Raw genomic sequence first — 16,033 nt, 5'->3', positions numbered from 1 at the left:
TGCTTGCGCCAACTCATCATACGTATGCTCGAACGGATGTCCATCCCGATAGACAGAAGGTGCAAAGTCCTCTTCATTGTCGTACGGTTGGCCGAGCGGGATTTGAGCAAGTAGCTTACTCTTCAATGCTTCTGAAAGCTTTTCTCCACCACCGTAACCGAATACGTATTCTTTTTCACCAGTTAGCTTACTTTCGAAATAAGCCATGTTTTCAATGATACCTAATAGTTTGTGGTTCGTTTTGATTGCCATCGCTCCGGCACGAGCCGCAACGAATGCTGCTGTCGCATGAGGTGTCGTGACAATCAATTCCTGACATGATGGGAGCATGGAATGGATATCGAGCGCGACATCTCCTGTTCCTGGCGGTAAATCGAGCAACAGATAGTCAAGATCGCCCCACTCGACGTCATTGAAGAAGTTATTTAACATCTTCCCGAGCATCGGTCCACGCCAGATGACCGGCGCATTGTCTTCCACGAAGAATCCCATCGAGATGACTTTCACGCCAAAACGCTCGACTGGAATGATCTTCTCGCCGCGAACAACCGGTCGTTCCTCGATGCCGAGCATATCTGGAACACTGAAGCCGTAAATATCCGCATCAATCAACCCGACCTTTTTACCCGCTCGCGCAAGCGCGACAGCCAAGTTGACGGATACTGTCGATTTTCCTACGCCACCCTTACCAGAAGCGATGGCGATAAACGTCGTCCCTGAGTTTTCACGGAGGATTGCCGGTTTCGTCGCCTCTTTCAAACTTTCATCATTCAATGCCTCAAAGCGAAGCCCGACCGTCTTAAAGCCTTTCCCCTTGAGCAACGTGACGATTTCTTGTTGTAACTGAAGCTGTTCCCCGCTCCCAGTTTGACCGAGTGCCACTTTTACACTGACATAGTCTTCTTTGATTCGGATGTCTTTTACCCCTGCTGTATCTCCAAGCGTTCGGTTGATCGTCGGATCAACAAGCCCCGCCAATTCCTCGCGTACTTGCTCTACTGTAAGCATATTGCTTCCCCCTTCTAACTGTTTCGATATCAGTATATCAAAAAAAGCGTTTTCTTGACGGGTTCGGAATCGACTATTTCAAACAAAAAACTCTCCACCCGAAAGGATGGAGAGTTCGAACCACATCGCGAAGATTAACGCTTCGAGAATTGTGGTGCGCGACGTGCTGCTTTAAGACCGTATTTTTTACGTTCTTTCATACGAGCGTCACGAGTTAAGAAGCCTTTTTCTTTGAGGCTTGGACGGAATTCTGGGTCCGCTTGAAGAAGCGCACGTGATACGCCGTGGCGAATTGCTCCAGCTTGTCCAGTGTATCCACCACCGTTAACGTTAACGATTACATCGTATTTACCTTCTGTTTCAGTCAATACGAGTGGTGATTTAGCCATCATGATCAAAGTCTCATGACCGAAGTATTCTGAGATATCGCGGCCATTTACAACAACTTTACCGTCACCTGCAACGAGGTGAACGCGAGCCACCGAGTGTTTGCGGCGGCCTGTTCCGTAGTAACGTACATCTGCCATCGTTTAGTTCCTCCCTGTGTCTCGATTAACCGCGAAGTTCGTAAACTTCTGGTTTTTGTGCTTCGTGCTTGTGTTCAGCTCCAGCGTAAACGTGGAGTTTGTTGAATTGTTGACGACCGAGTGATCCTTTTGGAAGCATCCCTTTGATCGCGAGTTCAAGCATACGCTCTGGACGTTTTGCGAGAAGCTCTTTTGCAGTTTGTGATTTCAAACCGCCTGGATGACCTGAATGACGGTAGTAGATCTTGTCATTCAATTTGTTACCAGTCAATTTGATTTTCTCAGCGTTGATGATGATGACGTGGTCTCCGCAATCAACGTGTGGTGTGAAAGTCGGCTTGTGCTTACCGCGAAGAAGTGAAGCTACTTCACTAGTCAAACGACCAAGTGTTTTGCCTTCTGCGTCGATAAGGAGCCATTTGCGTTCTACTTCAGATGCTTTAGCCATGAATGTTGTGCGCATGTGGAATACCTCCTAGAAATGTCTGTTCACTTAATTTTTTGATGCTTTATCATAATCCTAGTTTACGGGGCTAAGATTGTGGTTCATCTCTAAATTTGAAAATGAAATGCCAATGAATATAATACGATTTTATAAGGGGAATGTCAATCTACTTTTTCATAATTCACATTCCACAAATACAAACCGTGTGGGGGGGCGGTAATCCCCGCTACGCGGCGGTCCTTCGCCTCTAGCATTTGTGTGATATCTGCGGGCTGATACTTGCCTCTCCCTACCTCGATGACCGTCCCTACCATAATGCGGACTTGGTTGTATAGAAAACCTGATCCAACGAAACGGAATATGATCTCGTCTCCCATTTCGAGCACTTCTGCTTCATAGATAGTACGGACCCGATCTTCGACTTCTGCCTTTGTCACAGAGAACGACGTAAAGTCGTGGGTCCCAATCAACCGCTCCATCGCTTGACGCATCGCCTCAAGGCTCAGCTTATACGTCACGGTCGCAGCATAGTGCCGACGAAACGGATCCTCGGTCTGACGGATATAATAGCGATACTCTTTTCGCTTCGCACCGTAACGTGCGTGGAACGTATCGTCTATTTCTTCTGCCTGTTTAACGAGGATATCGTTTGGTAGCATGGCGTTTAACGCTTTGACGAAGCGCTCAGCGGGCATCTTTAACGACGTGTCAAAGTGAATCACCTGTCCTAAAGCATGGACGCGAGCGTCTGTACGACCTGAGGCGACGATTTTTACCGGATATCGATGCATACGTGCCAAGACAGATTCAATCTCCGCTTGAATGGTATTGCCATTAGGCTGCACTTGATATCCCGCATAATGTGTCCCATCATAGGCGACAATCAGTTTAATTCGTCTCATCCAATCCCTCTCAATCCAAACAAAATGAGCGTCAACGCGATAAAGATGAGTAATACGGCTGTGTCACGCATTTGCCATTCCATTTCACGCAACCTCGTCCGCCCTTCTCCTCCTCGGTAACCACGGGCTTCCATAGCCGTAGCGAGGTCCTCAGCACGCTTAAACGCGGAGATGAACAATGGAATCAAGAGCGGGATGACCCCTTTTAGGCGGGATTTCCAAGGTCCACTCATCAAATCGACCCCACGCGCCTGCTGGGCTTTCATGATCCGGTCCGTCTCGTCCGCAAGCGTCGGTAGGAAACGAAGTGAGATGGAGAGCATCAACGCAATCTCATGGGCCGGCACACGAATCCGTTCGAATGGTCGTAGCCCCGCTTCAATCGAATCGGTCAATTCCATCGGTGTCGTCGTTAACGTCACGAGTGTCGTCAACATGACGAGATAAAAGAAGCGAAGCGAGACAATCAGCCCCATTCGAATTCCTTCCGAATAAATCGCAATCGGTCCTAATTCGAATAGAAGTGTCCCGTCTCGATTGAATAACAGTTGTAAGATCAACGTGAAGACGATCAAAAATAAGATCATGCGAAGACCGTTCCATAAATAGCGCCACGATAACTGTGACAGTTTGACCGCAAACAACGTGAACGCGAGTAAAAATAAATTCGTCCATAAGTTGTCAGCTAAAAAAACAACTGGGATGAATCCTAAAATGAAGAGCGTCTTGGCACGCGCATCAAGGGAATGAAGCCACGAATGTCCGGGTATATATTGACCGATAATCATGTCGCTCCCCCTTTCAGCCGTTCCGCCACCCAATCCGCCAGCTCGCTCTCGGTTCGTACGAGCGGGATGGACGTTTCTCCAAGAACCGGTGCCATGTCACGAGCGAATCGTAAGACGTGCGGGATGTCGAGCTGGAGACGTCGCACCAGTACCTCGTCTTGGAACAATTCAAACGGGTCCCCATCAAACGCCACCTGACCACGCTCCATCACGATGACGCGCTCCGCATAGGCGAGTACATCATCCATGTCATGCGAGACAAGGATCAACGTAAGGTTCAACTCTTCTCGTAAACGTTTGAATAAGGCGAGCATGTCTCGTCTCCCAATTGGGTCGAGACCCGCTGTCGGTTCATCGACAATGAGCACATCAGGCCGGCTCGCTAAAACACCTGCAATCGCGACACGGCGCATCTGCCCTCCTGAAAGATCAAACGGCGAACGGTCCCATAACGTTTCATCCAAGCCGACGAGACGAAGGGCCTCGTGGGCTCGCTCTTTCGCTTCGGCATCTGTCGCGCCAAAGTTGCGCGGACCGAACATGACGTCGCGTTCGACCGTCTCTTCAAACAATTGGTGCTCTGGATATTGAAAGACGAGCCCAACGCGACGCCGAAGCGGCAAAAGATTCTGTTTCTTGTCACGGCGCGTCCGAATCGGGGTGACAATGATATCATCGACCACCACACGTCCGTCAGTCGGGCGCAATAAGCCGTTCATATGTTGAACGAGTGTCGATTTCCCTGAGCCAGTATGCCCAAGAAACGCAACAAGCGCTCCCGACGGAATGGTTACATTCACATCGCGCAGCGCGGTTCGTTCAAACGGAGTATTCATTTGGTATTGATATGTTACTTCTTCAATGCGTATCGGCATAGATGGTTCACCAACTCCGAATGTTGTAGCATCAGACGATCGAGTGGAATGCCACGTGCCTTCAGTTCGAGTTGCATCCGAACGATAAACGGGACATCTAGTTGAATGTCACGAAGCGTATCTGGATGTTGAAACACGTCTTCAGGTGTGCCGGTCATCGCAATCTTGCCTTTCGACAATGCAATGATACGGTCAGCAAACAACACTTCGTCGAGCTCGTGTGTAATGGCGACAACGGTCATCCCTTCCGAGACGAGCTGTCGTACCGTTTGTAATACCTCTTGTCGCCCAATCGGGTCGAGCATGGAGGTCGCTTCATCGAGCACGAGGACACGCGGGCGCATTGCGAGAGCCGCAGCTATCGCAACGCGCTGCTTTTGTCCACCGGATAACTGATGCGGTTCACGGTCCGCTAGTTCCGATAATCCAACGCGCGCTAGACTGTCATCAATTCGACGAACCATTTCTTGACGTGGAAGTCCCATGTTTTCGAGAGAAAATGCCACATCATCGCGCACGGTCGCCCCGACAAATTGATTGTCGGGATTTTGAAAGACGACCCCGATTCGCGTTCGAACGTCCCACACGTCTGCGGCGTTCGACGGATCGAGTGTCTCGACGCGAACTTCCCCCTGTTCAGGAATGAGAAGTCCGTTCCACAACTTCGTCAGTGTCGACTTGCCAGAACCATTATGGCCGACAATCGCAAGCCATTCCCCTTTATATACATCGAGCGATAGGCCGTTAAGCGCCGGCTCAGACTGTCCAGGGTAATGAAATACGACATCCCGTACCATAATTTGTGATTCCATGGGTCGACTCCTTTCTGATGTGGAAACAGGGCAATACGTCACCGCATGCCCTGTTGACTGCCTAATGAATTAGACGAGTTCGATGATTACAACTTCTGCACCATCACCGCGGCGTGGGCCGACTTTCATGATGCGCGTGTATCCACCTTGACGTTCAGCGTAGCGTGGTGCCACGTCTTCGAACAATTTTTGGATTGCGTCTTTTTCTCCAGCGTTCTCCTTGCGAACGAATGAAGCTACTTGACGACGGGCATGAAGATCGCCACGTTTCCCAAGAGTGATCAATTTTTCAACGACTGGGCGAAGTTCTTTCGCTTTTTGTTCAGTTGTTTGAATGCGCTCGTTGATGATTAGGTCAGTTGCAAGATCACGCAAAAGCGCCTTGCGTTGCGAGCTTGTACGGCCAAGTTTCGAATAAGCCATTACATTTCCCTCCTTCGGTTGAACTTAGTCTTCTTTACGCAAGCCCAAACCGAGTTCGTCCAACTTGTGTTGAACTTCTTCGAGTGATTTACGTCCGAGGTTACGAACTTTCATCATCTCTTCCTCTGATTTGTTTGCGAGTTCTTGAACAGTGTTGATGCCAGCGCGCTTCAAGCAGTTGTACGAACGAACTGAGAGATCGAGTTCTTCAATCGTCATTTCGAGTACTTTTTCTTTTTGGTCTTCTTCTTTCTCGACCATAATTTCTGCGTTGAGAGCCTCATCTGTCAAACCAACGAAGATGTTCAAGTGTTCAGTCAAAATTTTAGCCCCTAATGATACAGCTTCTTCCGGACGAATTGAACCATCTGTCCACACGTCTAACAAAAGCTTATCGAAGCTAGCGTCTTGACCTACACGTGTTTTATCTACTTCGTAGTTCACGCGTTGAATCGGTGTATAGATCGAATCGATTGGAATGACCCCAATCGGCATATCATCACGTTTGTTATCTTCTGCCTGGACGTAACCACGACCACGGCGAGCAGTCAAACGCATGCGAAGCGTCGCATTGTCAGCGAGAGTCGCGATGTGGAGCTCAGGATTCAAGATTTCAACGTCGCTATCATGGGTAATGTCTGCCGCAGTGACAGCACCGGCACTTGAAACGTTAATCTCAAGCGTTTTCTCTTCTTCCGAGTACACTTTGAGTGCCAACTTCTTGAGGTTGAGTACGATTTGAGTGACGTCTTCGACAACACCGTCAATCGTAGAGAACTCGTGAAGCACGCCATCGATTTGAACCGCTGTTACCGCTGCACCTGGGAGCGATGACAATAGAATTCGACGTAGTGAGTTACCGAGAGTAGTGCCATATCCACGTTCAAGCGGTTCTACTACGAATTTACCAAACGTAGCGTCCTCGCTGATTTCGACCGTTTCGATCTTTGGTTTTTCAATCTCGATCATCTGAACCCCTCCTTGAGTATATCCTGCCGTGCAGTTTGAGCTGCTAAAGTATAAGCTGTCGTGCTAGGTAAACCCCTCACACGCTCAAGCGATTATACGCGGCGACGTTTTGGAGGGCGGCAACCGTTGTGCGGAACTGGAGTTACGTCACGGATTGCAGTAACTTCGAGACCAGTAGCTTGGAGCGCACGGATAGCCGCTTCACGTCCAGCACCAGGACCTTTAACGTTAACTTCTACTGTACGCATACCGTTGTCCATTGCAACTTTCGCTGCAGTTTCAGCAGCCATTTGCGCTGCGAACGGAGTCGATTTACGTGATCCTTTAAATCCAAGGTTACCAGAAGTAGCCCATGAAATCGCGTTACCTTGCGTATCAGTGATTGTGATAATTGTGTTGTTGAATGTAGAACGGATGTGTACCACACCGACTTCAACATGTTTTTTAACTTTACGTTTAGAACGTACGTTTTGCTTACGTTTCGCCATTGTTCAATTCCCTCCTTTACTTCTTCTTGTTCGCTACTGTACGGCGTGGGCCTTTACGAGTACGCGAGTTGTTCTTCGTGTTTTGACCGCGAACAGGGAGACTACGGCGATGACGGATACCGCGGTATGCGCCGATCTCGATCAAACGTTTGATGTTAAGTGAAACTTCACGACGAAGGTCACCTTCAACTTTGATTCCGTCAATTGCTTCACGGATACGGTTGAGTTCATCTTCAGTAAGGTCGCGTGTGCGTGTCTCTTCAGATACGTTAGCAGCCTTCAAAATTTCTTGTGCTTTTGTTTTACCAATACCATAGATGTATGTGAGCGAAATAACGATACGTTTTTCGCGTGGAATATCTACACCAGCAATACGTGCCATGTGTGCACCTCCTCTGAAATTAACCTTGTTTTTGTTTGTGTTTCGGGTTTTCGCAAATTACCATTACTTTACCCTTACGGCGAATAACTTTACATTTTTCGCAAATCGGTTTTACCGACGGTCTTACTTTCATGAGTATACCCTCCTCCTGGAAAAATCGGAGTTACTTATAACGGTACGTAATCCGCCCGCGAGTCAAGTCGTATGGAGACAACTCAACAGTTACGCGGTCACCTGGAAGGATCCGAATGTAGTGCATCCGAATTTTCCCTGAGACGTGCGCGAGCACCGTGTGGCCGTTTTCTAACTCCACTTTAAACATTGCGTTCGGAAGTGGTTCGACAACAGTGCCTTCCACTTCAATGACATCTTGTTTCGCCATCATTTATTCCCCTTTCTATATGAAAATCTTTAGGAGCACAGACGATCTATTGCCATCTACTGTGAGAGAAGGATCCAGAACGGATCAGTATGAAACAATAGAGCCTCATTCACCGGAATCGAGTTTCGTTAAAATCTCGTATCCATCGTCTGTGATGGCGATGGTGTGCTCAAAGTGGGCGCACATGCTACCGTCCACGGTGACAACTGTCCAGTTATCAGCCAGTGTTCGAACATAGCGTTGACCAGCATTAACCATTGGTTCAATGGCTAACGTCATCCCAGTCTTCAGGCGCGGCCCTTTCCCCGGTGGACCATAGTGTGGAATTTGCGGTTCTTCGTGCAAATTTTGTCCAACACCATGACCGACGTATTCGCGGACGACAGAAAAGTCATGTGATTCAACATATGCTTGAATCGCATGCGAAATATCTGTCAATCGCCCTCCAGCCTTGGCGTGCTCCAATCCTTTATACAGACTTTCTTCGGTTACGTCAAGTAGCCGCTGTGTCTCTTCTGTGATTGTTCCCACTGGATAAGTCCAAGCGGAATCTCCATGGTATCCATTATAGTAGGCACCGATATCGATTGAGATAATATCTCCATCTTTCAATACCCGTTTTCCTGGAATGCCATGAACAAGCTCTTCGTTCACCGAAGCGCAAACACTACCGGTAAAACCGTTATAGCCTTTGAACGATGGCGTCGCACCTTGGCTGCGAATGTAATCTTCCGCAATCCGGTCGAGCTCAAGCGTCGTGATTCCTGGTTTAATGTGCTGTTTGAGCACCTGGTGCGTTCGAGCAACAATTTGCCCAGCCTCACGCATAATCGCAATTTCACGAGGCGTCTTCGTGATGATCATTCAGTATCACCGAGTAATGCTTTGACATCGGCATATACGACATCGATTGGACGATCTCCATCCAATGTACGAAGATACCCTTTTTCAGCGTAAAAGTCAATGAGTGGTTTCGATTGCTCGATGTTGACGTCAAGGCGACGGCGAACCGTTTCCTCTTTATCGTCTTCACGTTGCATGAGTGCCGACCCATCCACATCACAGATGCCTTCCACTTTTGGTGGGTTGAAGATCACGTGATATGTCGCACCACACGTTGGGCAGATCCAACGACCTGTCAAGCGTGGAACGAGAATTTCCGCATCCACATCGATGTTGACGACGTGGTCAATCTGTTTCCCCAAATCTTTAAGCAAACTTTCGAGTGCCTCTGCTTGAGCAACAGTACGCGGGAATCCATCGAGTAAGAAACCTTTTTCTGTGTCATCTTGGCTAAGGCGTTCACGTACGATTCCGATTGTTACCTCGTCCGGTACGAGTTCACCTTTATCCATGAATGACTTGGCTTCTTTACCGAGTGGCGTTCCGCCTTTGATTGCCGCACGAAACATGTCGCCTGTCGAAATGTGAGGGATTTGGTACTCTTCTACGATTTTAGCAGCTTGAGTCCCTTTCCCAGCACCCGGTAAGCCCATGAGTACTAGATTCATCTCGGTTAGCCTCCAGTTTTGATTTTCACGAAGGGCTTGTAAACACGACAGGAAGGAAGGGTCAACCCTTCCTTCCGCTTTAACGGATAAAGCCTTTATAGTGTCGTTTTACAAGTTGACTTTCGATTTGTTTCATCGTTTCGAGGGCTACCCCGATGACGATCAACAAGCTCGTTCCTCCGATTTGAACGGAAGTTGGAAGACCGGCAAGCTTAATGAAGATTGTCGGCATGATCGCCACGAGCGATAAGAAGATCGCTCCGAAGAAAGTCAATCGATACAGCAACTTCGTGATGTACTGTTCTGTTTGCGCCCCAGGACGAATCCCAGGAATATAACCACCTTGCTTCTGCAGGTTTTCTGCCATTTGCTCAGGGTTGACCTGAATAAATGTATAGAAGTAGGCAAACGCAATGATTAACGCAACGTAAATCGACATTCCGATTGGCGCCGTCGTGTCAAAGTACGTCTGTAATTTTTGCGTTGTCTCCGGCGAAGCAATGAAGCTTGCAACAGTTGGTGGTGTTACCATGAAGGAAATCGCGAAGATAACCGGGATAACACCTGCTGCGTTTAGTTTGATTGGCAAGTGCGTTGACTGACCGCCCACTGGGGTACGGTTCGCCGTGCGTTTTGCATATTGGATTGGAATTTTGCGTGCCGCTTGTTGAACATAAATGATCCCAACCGTCACAGCCAAAATAACAAGTGCCAATACAACCAAGTAAACGATATTAATGAACAATGCATCTCCAGCGTTTTGGAGTTTTGTTTCATAAATCTGCGTGAAGATTCTTGGGAACCCGGCGACGATACCGGCGAAGATAATGATGGAAATACCATTCCCAACACCTTTCTCCGTTGTCATTTCACCAAGGAACATCAAGAACGCTGTACCCGCAGTGAGTACAATCGCGATCACAAAGTAAGTTGCCGTTCCCCACGTCTCATTGACGAGACCTGGGTAGAGGCGGTTAAATCCAAACGACAGTGAAGTCGCTTGGACAAAGCCTAAGATGATCGTCCCATAGCGCGTGACCGTCGCTAACTTTTTACGGCCCGCCTCTCCTTGTTTAGCCCATTCGGCAAACTTTGGAACGACGTCCATTTGTAAAAGTTGCACAACGATCGATGCCGTAATGTACGGCATGATCCCCATTGCGAACAAGGAGAAGTTCTGTAAAGCATTTCCTCCAAACAAGTTCAAGAAGTCAAGAAGACCTCCTGAGTCAAAACGCAACACATCCGTATTCACCATCGGCACCGGGATATGAGCCCCGATGCGGAAAATGATGATGATTGCGAGTGTGAAGAGAATACGCTGTCGAATATCTTTCACGCGCCACATATTGGAGATCGTCTGAAACATCAGATCACCTCAACTGTACCGCCAGCTGCTTCGATTGCTTCTTTCGCTGCACCCGAGAACTTGTTGGCTTTTACAGTCAATTTAGTTTCAAGCTTGCCGTTAGCAAGGACCTTGATTCCGTCTTTAGCAGAGCTGACAACACCAGTCTCGATTAAGAGTTCTGGAGTAACTTCAGTACCTGCTTCGAAACGGTTAAGCGTGTCTAGGGAAACAACCGCGTACTCTTTACGAGTTGGGTTGTTGAAACCGCGTTTTGGAAGACGACGGTAAAGTGGGTTTTGTCCACCTTCAAATCCTGGACGAACGCCACCGCCCGAACGAGCTTTTTGACCTTTGTGTCCACGACCAGAAGTTTTACCGTTACCAGTCGCCATACCGCGACCGACACGGTTACGTTCGTGACGTGAACCTGGAGTTGGCTTCAATTCATGGAGTTTCATAGTGGCACCTCCTTATTTATTAAAATCTTTATTATTCGTTGATTTCTTTTACAGTCACAAGGTGCGACACTTTGTTGATCATACCGCGCATCGCGACGTTGTCTGGGACAACGACCGTTTGATGCATTTTGCGAAGACCGAGTGTACGTACAGTAACACGCTGACCTTCCGGACGACCAATTGTGCTGCGTGTGAGGGTGATTGCGAGTTTCGCCATGTCTAGTTCCCTCCCTTAGTTAAGAAGTTCTTCTACGCTTTTACCACGTAGTTTAGCAACTTCCTCTGCTTTTTTGAGCTCAGTCAAGCCCTGTACCGTCGCACGGACGATGTTGATCGGTGTGTTTGAACCTAACGATTTCGAAAGGATGTCACCTACACCTGCAAGTTCGAGCACCGCACGAACTGGACCACCAGCGATAACCCCAGTACCTTCAGAAGCTGGTTTCATGAATACACGACCTGCTCCGAATACTCCTGTGATTTCGTGTGGAATTGTTGTACCAACCATAGGTACTTGTACCATGTTTTTCTTAGCGGCTTCAATAGCCTTGCGAATCGCTTCTGGCACCTCTTGTGCCTTACCTGTACCGAAACCGACGTGACCATTTTTGTCACCTACGACTACGAGAGCAGCAAAACGGAAGCGGCGGCCACCTTTTACGACTTTCGCGACGCGGTTTACGGTAACAACGCGTTCTTCAAGTTGTTCCATGTTAACGTCTAACTGGCGCATCGAGTGTCCCCTCCTTTTTATTAGAATTTAAGACCTGCTTCACGAGCTGCTTCTGCAACAGCTTTGACGCGGCCATGATAGAGGTATCCACCACGGTCGAACACAACTGTGTCGATACCTTTCTCGAGTGCACGTTCTGCAGCAAGTTTACCAACAGCTTTCGCTGCTTCAACGTTACCGCCATTTGTAAGATCGAGAGCTTTATCTTTCGAAGATGCAGACACAAGCGTTGTTTGTGCCGCGTCATCGATAAGTTGAACGTAAATGTGCTTGCTCGAACGGAATACGTTCAAACGTGGACGAGCTGCTGTCCCCGTGATCGTACGACGTACGCGAGCATGACGTTTTTTACGAACTGCATTTTTATCTGCCTTTGTGATCATTTATGCCACTCCTTTCCGTTCATTTCGTGACGAATTACTTACCAGTCTTACCTTCTTTACGGCGAATACGTTCATCAGAGTAACGAACACCTTTACCTTTGTAAGGTTCTGGAGCACGGTACGAGCGGATTTGAGCAGCAACGTGACCGACGCGCTCTTTGTTAATCCCTTTTACGATGATTTGCGTGTTTGAAGGAACTTCGATTTCGATACCTTCCTCAGCAACGTACTCGATTGGGTGCGAGTAGCCGAGGTTGAGGACGAGTTTGTTACCTTGCTTCGTAGCACGGTAACCAACCCCCGAGATCTCAAGTGTTTTTTGGAATCCGTTCGACACACCTTGTACCATGTTGGCAATAAGGGCACGTGTCGTACCGTGAATTGTACGGCTTTCTTTCGATTCGTCTGGACGAACAACCGTCAATTCGTTCTCTTCAACTTTGATTTCCAATGCCGGGTTAGCTGAAAGCGAAAGTTCACCTTTAGCACCTTTTACTGTGACCGTGTTGTCATTAGCAACTGTTACAGTAACGCCAGCAGGAATCGTAACTGGTTTTTTACCAATACGTGACATTGATTACACCTCCGTTCTTGTTAGAAAAGTGACTTACCAGATGTAGGCGAGCACTTCGCCGCCGACTTGTTGTTGGCGAGCTTCTTTATCAGTCATAAGACCTTTAGATGTCGAAAGAACTGCGATCCCGAGTCCTCCGAGTACTTTAGGTACTTCATCAGCTTTTGCGTATACGCGAAGACCTGGTTTCGAAATACGTTTGAGACCAGTGATTACACGTTCGTTGCTTGCTCCATATTTAAGGAAAAGACGAAGTGTACCTTGTTTAGCGTCCTCGATATATTCAACATCGCGAATGAAACCTTCACGCTTAAGGATTTCAGCGATCTCACGTTTAATGTTCGAAGCTGGAAGCTCCATTTTTTCATGGCGAACCATGTTAGCGTTACGGATACGTGTAAGCATATCTGCAATAGGGTCTGTCATTACCATGCGATGTACCTCCTTTCACACTGTTAGTGGATTACCAGCTTGCTTTTTTAACACCAGGGATTTGACCTTTGTATGCAAGATCACGGAACTTGATACGGCTGATCCCGAATTTACCCATGTAACCATGCGGACGACCTGTGATGCTGCAACGGTTGTGCAAGCGTACAGGTGACGAGTTACGTGGCAATTTGCTGAGTCCGATATAATCGCCTTCAGCTTTCAACTTCGCACGCTTTTCAGCGTACTGGGCAACGAGTTTCTCGCGTTTAAGTTCGCGATTCACCATTGACTTTTTAGCCATGTTGTCGACCTCCCTCTAGATTATTTTTGGAATGGCATACCGAGAAGTGTGAGCAATTCACGTGCTTCTTCGTCTGTGTTTGCTGTTGTAACAACAACGATGTCCATACCGCGTACTTTAGATACTTTATCGTAATCGATCTCAGGGAAAATAAGTTGCTCTTTCACGCCAAGCGTGTAGTTACCGCGTCCGTCGAATGCTTTCTTCGATACACCGCGGAAGTCACGTACACGTGGAAGTGAAACAGTTACCAATTTGTCGAGGAAATCGTACATGCGCTCGCCACGAAGTGTAACCTTCGCACCGATTGGCATACCTTCACGAAGTTTGAAACCAGCGATTGATTTCTTCGCTTTCGTTACGAGTGGTTTTTGACCTGAAAGAATTGTTAATTCTTCAACTGCCATATCAAGTGCTTTCGAGTTCGAAACAGCGTCACCTACACCCATGTTGATGACAATCTTTTCGACTTTCGGTACTTGCATGACCGAGTCATAGTTGAATTTATCCATCATCGCTTTCACGATGTCGCTTTTATACTTCTCTTGCAAACGGTTCATAGTCGAATGGACCTCCTTTCGTCACGTTCTTCTTATTTATCGAGTGATTCGCCCGATTTCGCGACACGAACTTTTTTACCATCGACTACTTTGAAACCAACACGAGTTGGTTTGCCAGTTTTAGGGTCGAGTGGCATTACGTTCGAGACGTGAATTGGTGCTTCGATCTCAAGGATCCCGCCTTGTGGATTCGCTTGTGAAGGTTTCGCGTGTTTTTTCATCACGTTTACGCCTTCAACCACTACGCGGTTTTTGCTTGGCATAGCTTTGAGGATAACCCCTTGCTTGCCTTTATCTTTACCAGACATTACCTGGACTGTATCGCCTTTTTTAACATGCATCGTTTGCGCACCTCCTTATAGGATTGAAATTGGAAATTAAAGTACTTCCGGTGCCAACGAAACGATCTTCATGAATTCTTTTTCACGAAGTTCACGTGCAACTGGCCCGAAGATCCGTGTGCCGCGTGGGCTCTTGTCATCTTTGATAATGACTGCTGCGTTCTCATCGAAACGGATGTACGAACCATCTTTACGACGAGCGCCGCGTTTTGTACGAACGACAACTGCTCTGACAACGTCACCTTTTTTAACAACGCCACCTGGTGTTGCTTGTTTTACCGTTGCGACGATGATGTCACCGATGTTTGCAGTCTTACGACCAGAACCACCGAGGACTTTAATTGTCAACAGTTCACGCGCGCCAGAGTTGTCTGCTACTTTCAAGCGAGATTCTTGTTGAATCATGCGAGTGTACCTCCCTCCGGATGTTTAATAAATCCGAACTGTTATTAGATGATTACTGATTCTTCTACTACTGTTACAAGACGGAAACGTTTGTCTTTAGAAAGAGGACGTGTTTCCGCGATGCGAACGATATCGCCCACTTTAGCGACGTTGTTCTCATCGTGTGCTTTATATTTCTTCGTGTAGTTTACACGTTTGCCATAAAGTTTATGACGAACCTTTGTTTCTACTGCGACGACGATCGTTTTGTCCATTTTGTCAGACACGACGCGACCAGTGAACACTTTACGGTTGTTGCGTTCCATGAGTGTTACCTCCTCTCAAGAATCCGATGTAATTAGCCGTTGTTGATGCCGAGTTCGCGTTCACGAAGAATCGTTTTAGCACGCGCAATCGACTTGCGTACTTCACGGATACGAGCAGGATTCTCAAGCTGACCTGTAGCAAGTTGGAAGCGAAGGTTAAAGAGTTCTTCTTTCCACTCGCCCACTTTACCGTTGAGCTCTTCAGTTGTTGATTGACGGAGATCAGTTGCTTTCATTCGTATCACCACCATTTTCTTCACGTTTCACGAACTTACATTTTACTGGAAGTTTGTGCGATGCAAGACGAAGTGCCTCACGTGCCACTTCCTCAGATACACCTGCGATTTCGAACATTACTTTGCCAGGCTTAACTACAGCTACCCAGCCTTCTGGAGCACCTTTACCCGAACCCATTCGGACTTCGAGAGGCTTTTTAGTGTACGGCTTGTGTGGGAAGATCTTGATCCACACTTTACCACCACGTTTCATATAACGTGTCATTGCAATACGTGCTGATTCGATTTGACGGTTTGTAATCCAGCTCGCTTCGAGAGCTTGGAGACCGAACTCACCGAAGTGTACAGTTGTGCCGCGTTTAGCGTTCCCGCGCATTTTACCACGGTGTACACGACGATATTTCACGCGTTTAGGTAACAACATAGTGTGTTGCCTCCTTCC

General features: G+C 47.7%; 29 protein-coding genes (1 of these 29 running past the window's edge). All 29 read right to left on the bottom strand.

The genetic code is table 11. From position 1 onward, the window contains the following. On the bottom strand, positions 1-1,008 hold the 5' portion of the coding sequence (locus F3H97_RS00345) for a P-loop NTPase (protein ID WP_026824853.1). The gene continues 24 nt to the left of window position 1, outside the view; the window shows 1,008 of its 1,032 coding nt (coding positions 1-1,008); it begins with the start codon at positions 1,006-1,008; its stop codon lies off the left edge, out of view. A gap of 134 nt (positions 1,009-1,142) precedes the next feature. Continuing rightward, positions 1,143-1,535: a 30S ribosomal protein S9 gene (gene rpsI, locus F3H97_RS00340; RefSeq protein WP_012727644.1), complete on the bottom strand. Its 393-nt coding sequence runs from the start codon at positions 1,533-1,535 to the stop codon at positions 1,143-1,145. Between the two features lie 25 nt (positions 1,536-1,560). Then, on the bottom strand, positions 1,561-1,998 hold the full coding sequence (gene rplM, locus F3H97_RS00335) for a 50S ribosomal protein L13 (protein WP_012727645.1): 438 nt from the start codon (positions 1,996-1,998) through the stop codon (positions 1,561-1,563). 143 nt (positions 1,999-2,141) lie between these two features. After that, the gene (gene truA, locus F3H97_RS00330) at positions 2,142-2,882 is read right to left on the bottom strand and encodes a tRNA pseudouridine(38-40) synthase TruA (protein WP_196430270.1); all 741 of its coding nucleotides are present in this window, start codon (positions 2,880-2,882) and stop codon (positions 2,142-2,144) included. Next, entirely contained in the window at positions 2,879-3,670 is a 792-nt protein-coding gene (locus F3H97_RS00325) for an energy-coupling factor transporter transmembrane component T family protein (RefSeq protein WP_074035364.1), read from the bottom strand. The genes truA and F3H97_RS00325 overlap by 4 nt, the downstream gene beginning before the upstream one ends. Continuing rightward, a complete protein-coding gene (locus tag F3H97_RS00320) occupies positions 3,667-4,545 on the bottom strand; it encodes an energy-coupling factor transporter ATPase (protein WP_078147865.1) in 879 nt (292 codons plus the stop codon). Before F3H97_RS00320 ends, F3H97_RS00325 begins: the two co-directional genes overlap by 4 nt. Further along, positions 4,521-5,357, bottom strand: coding sequence for an energy-coupling factor transporter ATPase (locus F3H97_RS00315; protein ID WP_031421869.1), 837 nt, complete (start codon positions 5,355-5,357; stop codon positions 4,521-4,523). The genes F3H97_RS00320 and F3H97_RS00315 overlap by 25 nt, the downstream gene beginning before the upstream one ends. Before the next feature lie 69 nt (positions 5,358-5,426). After that, entirely contained in the window at positions 5,427-5,780 is a 354-nt protein-coding gene (gene rplQ, locus F3H97_RS00310) for a 50S ribosomal protein L17 (RefSeq protein WP_012727650.1), read from the bottom strand. A 24-nt stretch (positions 5,781-5,804) separates the two neighbouring features. After that, complete coding sequence (locus F3H97_RS00305; protein ID WP_012727651.1) at positions 5,805-6,749, bottom strand: DNA-directed RNA polymerase subunit alpha; 945 nt, start codon at positions 6,747-6,749, stop codon at positions 5,805-5,807. A 92-nt stretch (positions 6,750-6,841) separates the two neighbouring features. Further along, positions 6,842-7,237, bottom strand: coding sequence for a 30S ribosomal protein S11 (gene rpsK, locus F3H97_RS00300; protein WP_012727652.1), 396 nt, complete (start codon positions 7,235-7,237; stop codon positions 6,842-6,844). Positions 7,238-7,253: 16 nt separating this feature from the next. Beyond that, the gene (gene rpsM / locus F3H97_RS00295; RefSeq protein ID WP_012727653.1) at positions 7,254-7,619 is read right to left on the bottom strand and encodes a 30S ribosomal protein S13; all 366 of its coding nucleotides are present in this window, start codon (positions 7,617-7,619) and stop codon (positions 7,254-7,256) included. A 19-nt stretch (positions 7,620-7,638) separates the two neighbouring features. Further along, positions 7,639-7,752, bottom strand: a complete 114-nt coding sequence (gene rpmJ, locus F3H97_RS00290; RefSeq protein WP_003156543.1) for a 50S ribosomal protein L36 — start codon at positions 7,750-7,752, stop codon at positions 7,639-7,641. A 30-nt stretch (positions 7,753-7,782) separates the two neighbouring features. After that, complete coding sequence (infA, locus tag F3H97_RS00285; protein ID WP_021066622.1) at positions 7,783-8,001, bottom strand: translation initiation factor IF-1; 219 nt, start codon at positions 7,999-8,001, stop codon at positions 7,783-7,785. Between the two features lie 105 nt (positions 8,002-8,106). After that, positions 8,107-8,865 carry a type I methionyl aminopeptidase gene (gene map / locus F3H97_RS00280; protein WP_031421863.1) on the bottom strand — a complete coding sequence of 253 codons (759 nt, stop codon included), beginning with the start codon at positions 8,863-8,865 and terminating at the stop codon, positions 8,107-8,109. Then, positions 8,862-9,512 carry an adenylate kinase gene (locus F3H97_RS00275; protein WP_012727656.1) on the bottom strand — a complete coding sequence of 217 codons (651 nt, stop codon included), beginning with the start codon at positions 9,510-9,512 and terminating at the stop codon, positions 8,862-8,864. Before F3H97_RS00275 ends, map begins: the two co-directional genes overlap by 4 nt. Before the next feature lie 79 nt (positions 9,513-9,591). After that, on the bottom strand, positions 9,592-10,881 hold the full coding sequence (gene secY / locus F3H97_RS00270; RefSeq protein ID WP_012727657.1) for a preprotein translocase subunit SecY: 1,290 nt from the start codon (positions 10,879-10,881) through the stop codon (positions 9,592-9,594). Next, on the bottom strand, positions 10,881-11,321 hold the full coding sequence (rplO, locus tag F3H97_RS00265; protein ID WP_012727658.1) for a 50S ribosomal protein L15: 441 nt from the start codon (positions 11,319-11,321) through the stop codon (positions 10,881-10,883). The genes secY and rplO overlap by 1 nt, the downstream gene beginning before the upstream one ends. A 31-nt stretch (positions 11,322-11,352) precedes the next feature. Beyond that, on the bottom strand, positions 11,353-11,538 hold the full coding sequence (rpmD, locus tag F3H97_RS00260) for a 50S ribosomal protein L30 (RefSeq protein ID WP_012727659.1): 186 nt from the start codon (positions 11,536-11,538) through the stop codon (positions 11,353-11,355). 15 nt (positions 11,539-11,553) lie between these two features. Next, a complete protein-coding gene (rpsE, locus tag F3H97_RS00255; protein ID WP_012727660.1) occupies positions 11,554-12,054 on the bottom strand; it encodes a 30S ribosomal protein S5 in 501 nt (166 codons plus the stop codon). 20 nt (positions 12,055-12,074) lie between these two features. Beyond that, positions 12,075-12,437, bottom strand: a complete 363-nt coding sequence (rplR, locus tag F3H97_RS00250) for a 50S ribosomal protein L18 (protein WP_012727661.1) — start codon at positions 12,435-12,437, stop codon at positions 12,075-12,077. 34 nt (positions 12,438-12,471) lie between these two features. Further along, positions 12,472-13,011, bottom strand: coding sequence for a 50S ribosomal protein L6 (gene rplF / locus F3H97_RS00245; protein WP_012727662.1), 540 nt, complete (start codon positions 13,009-13,011; stop codon positions 12,472-12,474). A gap of 33 nt (positions 13,012-13,044) precedes the next feature. Next, positions 13,045-13,443: a 30S ribosomal protein S8 gene (gene rpsH / locus F3H97_RS00240; protein WP_026824842.1), complete on the bottom strand. Its 399-nt coding sequence runs from the start codon at positions 13,441-13,443 to the stop codon at positions 13,045-13,047. Between the two features lie 31 nt (positions 13,444-13,474). After that, positions 13,475-13,744, bottom strand: coding sequence for a 30S ribosomal protein S14 (rpsN, locus tag F3H97_RS00235; RefSeq protein ID WP_012727664.1), 270 nt, complete (start codon positions 13,742-13,744; stop codon positions 13,475-13,477). 20 nt (positions 13,745-13,764) lie between these two features. After that, entirely contained in the window at positions 13,765-14,304 is a 540-nt protein-coding gene (rplE, locus tag F3H97_RS00230) for a 50S ribosomal protein L5 (RefSeq protein ID WP_074035359.1), read from the bottom strand. A gap of 32 nt (positions 14,305-14,336) precedes the next feature. Continuing rightward, complete coding sequence (rplX, locus tag F3H97_RS00225; protein ID WP_012727666.1) at positions 14,337-14,645, bottom strand: 50S ribosomal protein L24; 309 nt, start codon at positions 14,643-14,645, stop codon at positions 14,337-14,339. Between the two features lie 36 nt (positions 14,646-14,681). After that, the gene (gene rplN, locus F3H97_RS00220; protein ID WP_012727667.1) at positions 14,682-15,050 is read right to left on the bottom strand and encodes a 50S ribosomal protein L14; all 369 of its coding nucleotides are present in this window, start codon (positions 15,048-15,050) and stop codon (positions 14,682-14,684) included. A 44-nt stretch (positions 15,051-15,094) separates the two neighbouring features. Continuing rightward, complete coding sequence (rpsQ, locus tag F3H97_RS00215; protein WP_012727668.1) at positions 15,095-15,355, bottom strand: 30S ribosomal protein S17; 261 nt, start codon at positions 15,353-15,355, stop codon at positions 15,095-15,097. Positions 15,356-15,387: 32 nt separating this feature from the next. After that, on the bottom strand, positions 15,388-15,591 hold the full coding sequence (gene rpmC, locus F3H97_RS00210) for a 50S ribosomal protein L29 (RefSeq protein ID WP_012727669.1): 204 nt from the start codon (positions 15,589-15,591) through the stop codon (positions 15,388-15,390). Further along, positions 15,578-16,015 (bottom strand): 50S ribosomal protein L16, encoded by a 438-nt coding sequence (gene rplP, locus F3H97_RS00205; RefSeq protein WP_012727670.1) that lies wholly within the window; start codon positions 16,013-16,015, stop codon positions 15,578-15,580. The genes rpmC and rplP overlap by 14 nt, the downstream gene beginning before the upstream one ends. Positions 16,016-16,033 lie beyond the last annotated feature (18 nt).

It is taken from the genome of Exiguobacterium sp. SRB7LM, assembly GCF_015712685.1.
Classification (GTDB): Bacteria; Bacillota; Bacilli; order Exiguobacteriales; family Exiguobacteriaceae; genus Exiguobacterium; species Exiguobacterium profundum.
The sequence above is the reverse complement of the archived record's forward strand: the minus strand, read 5'-3'. Positions and strand labels throughout refer to the sequence as shown.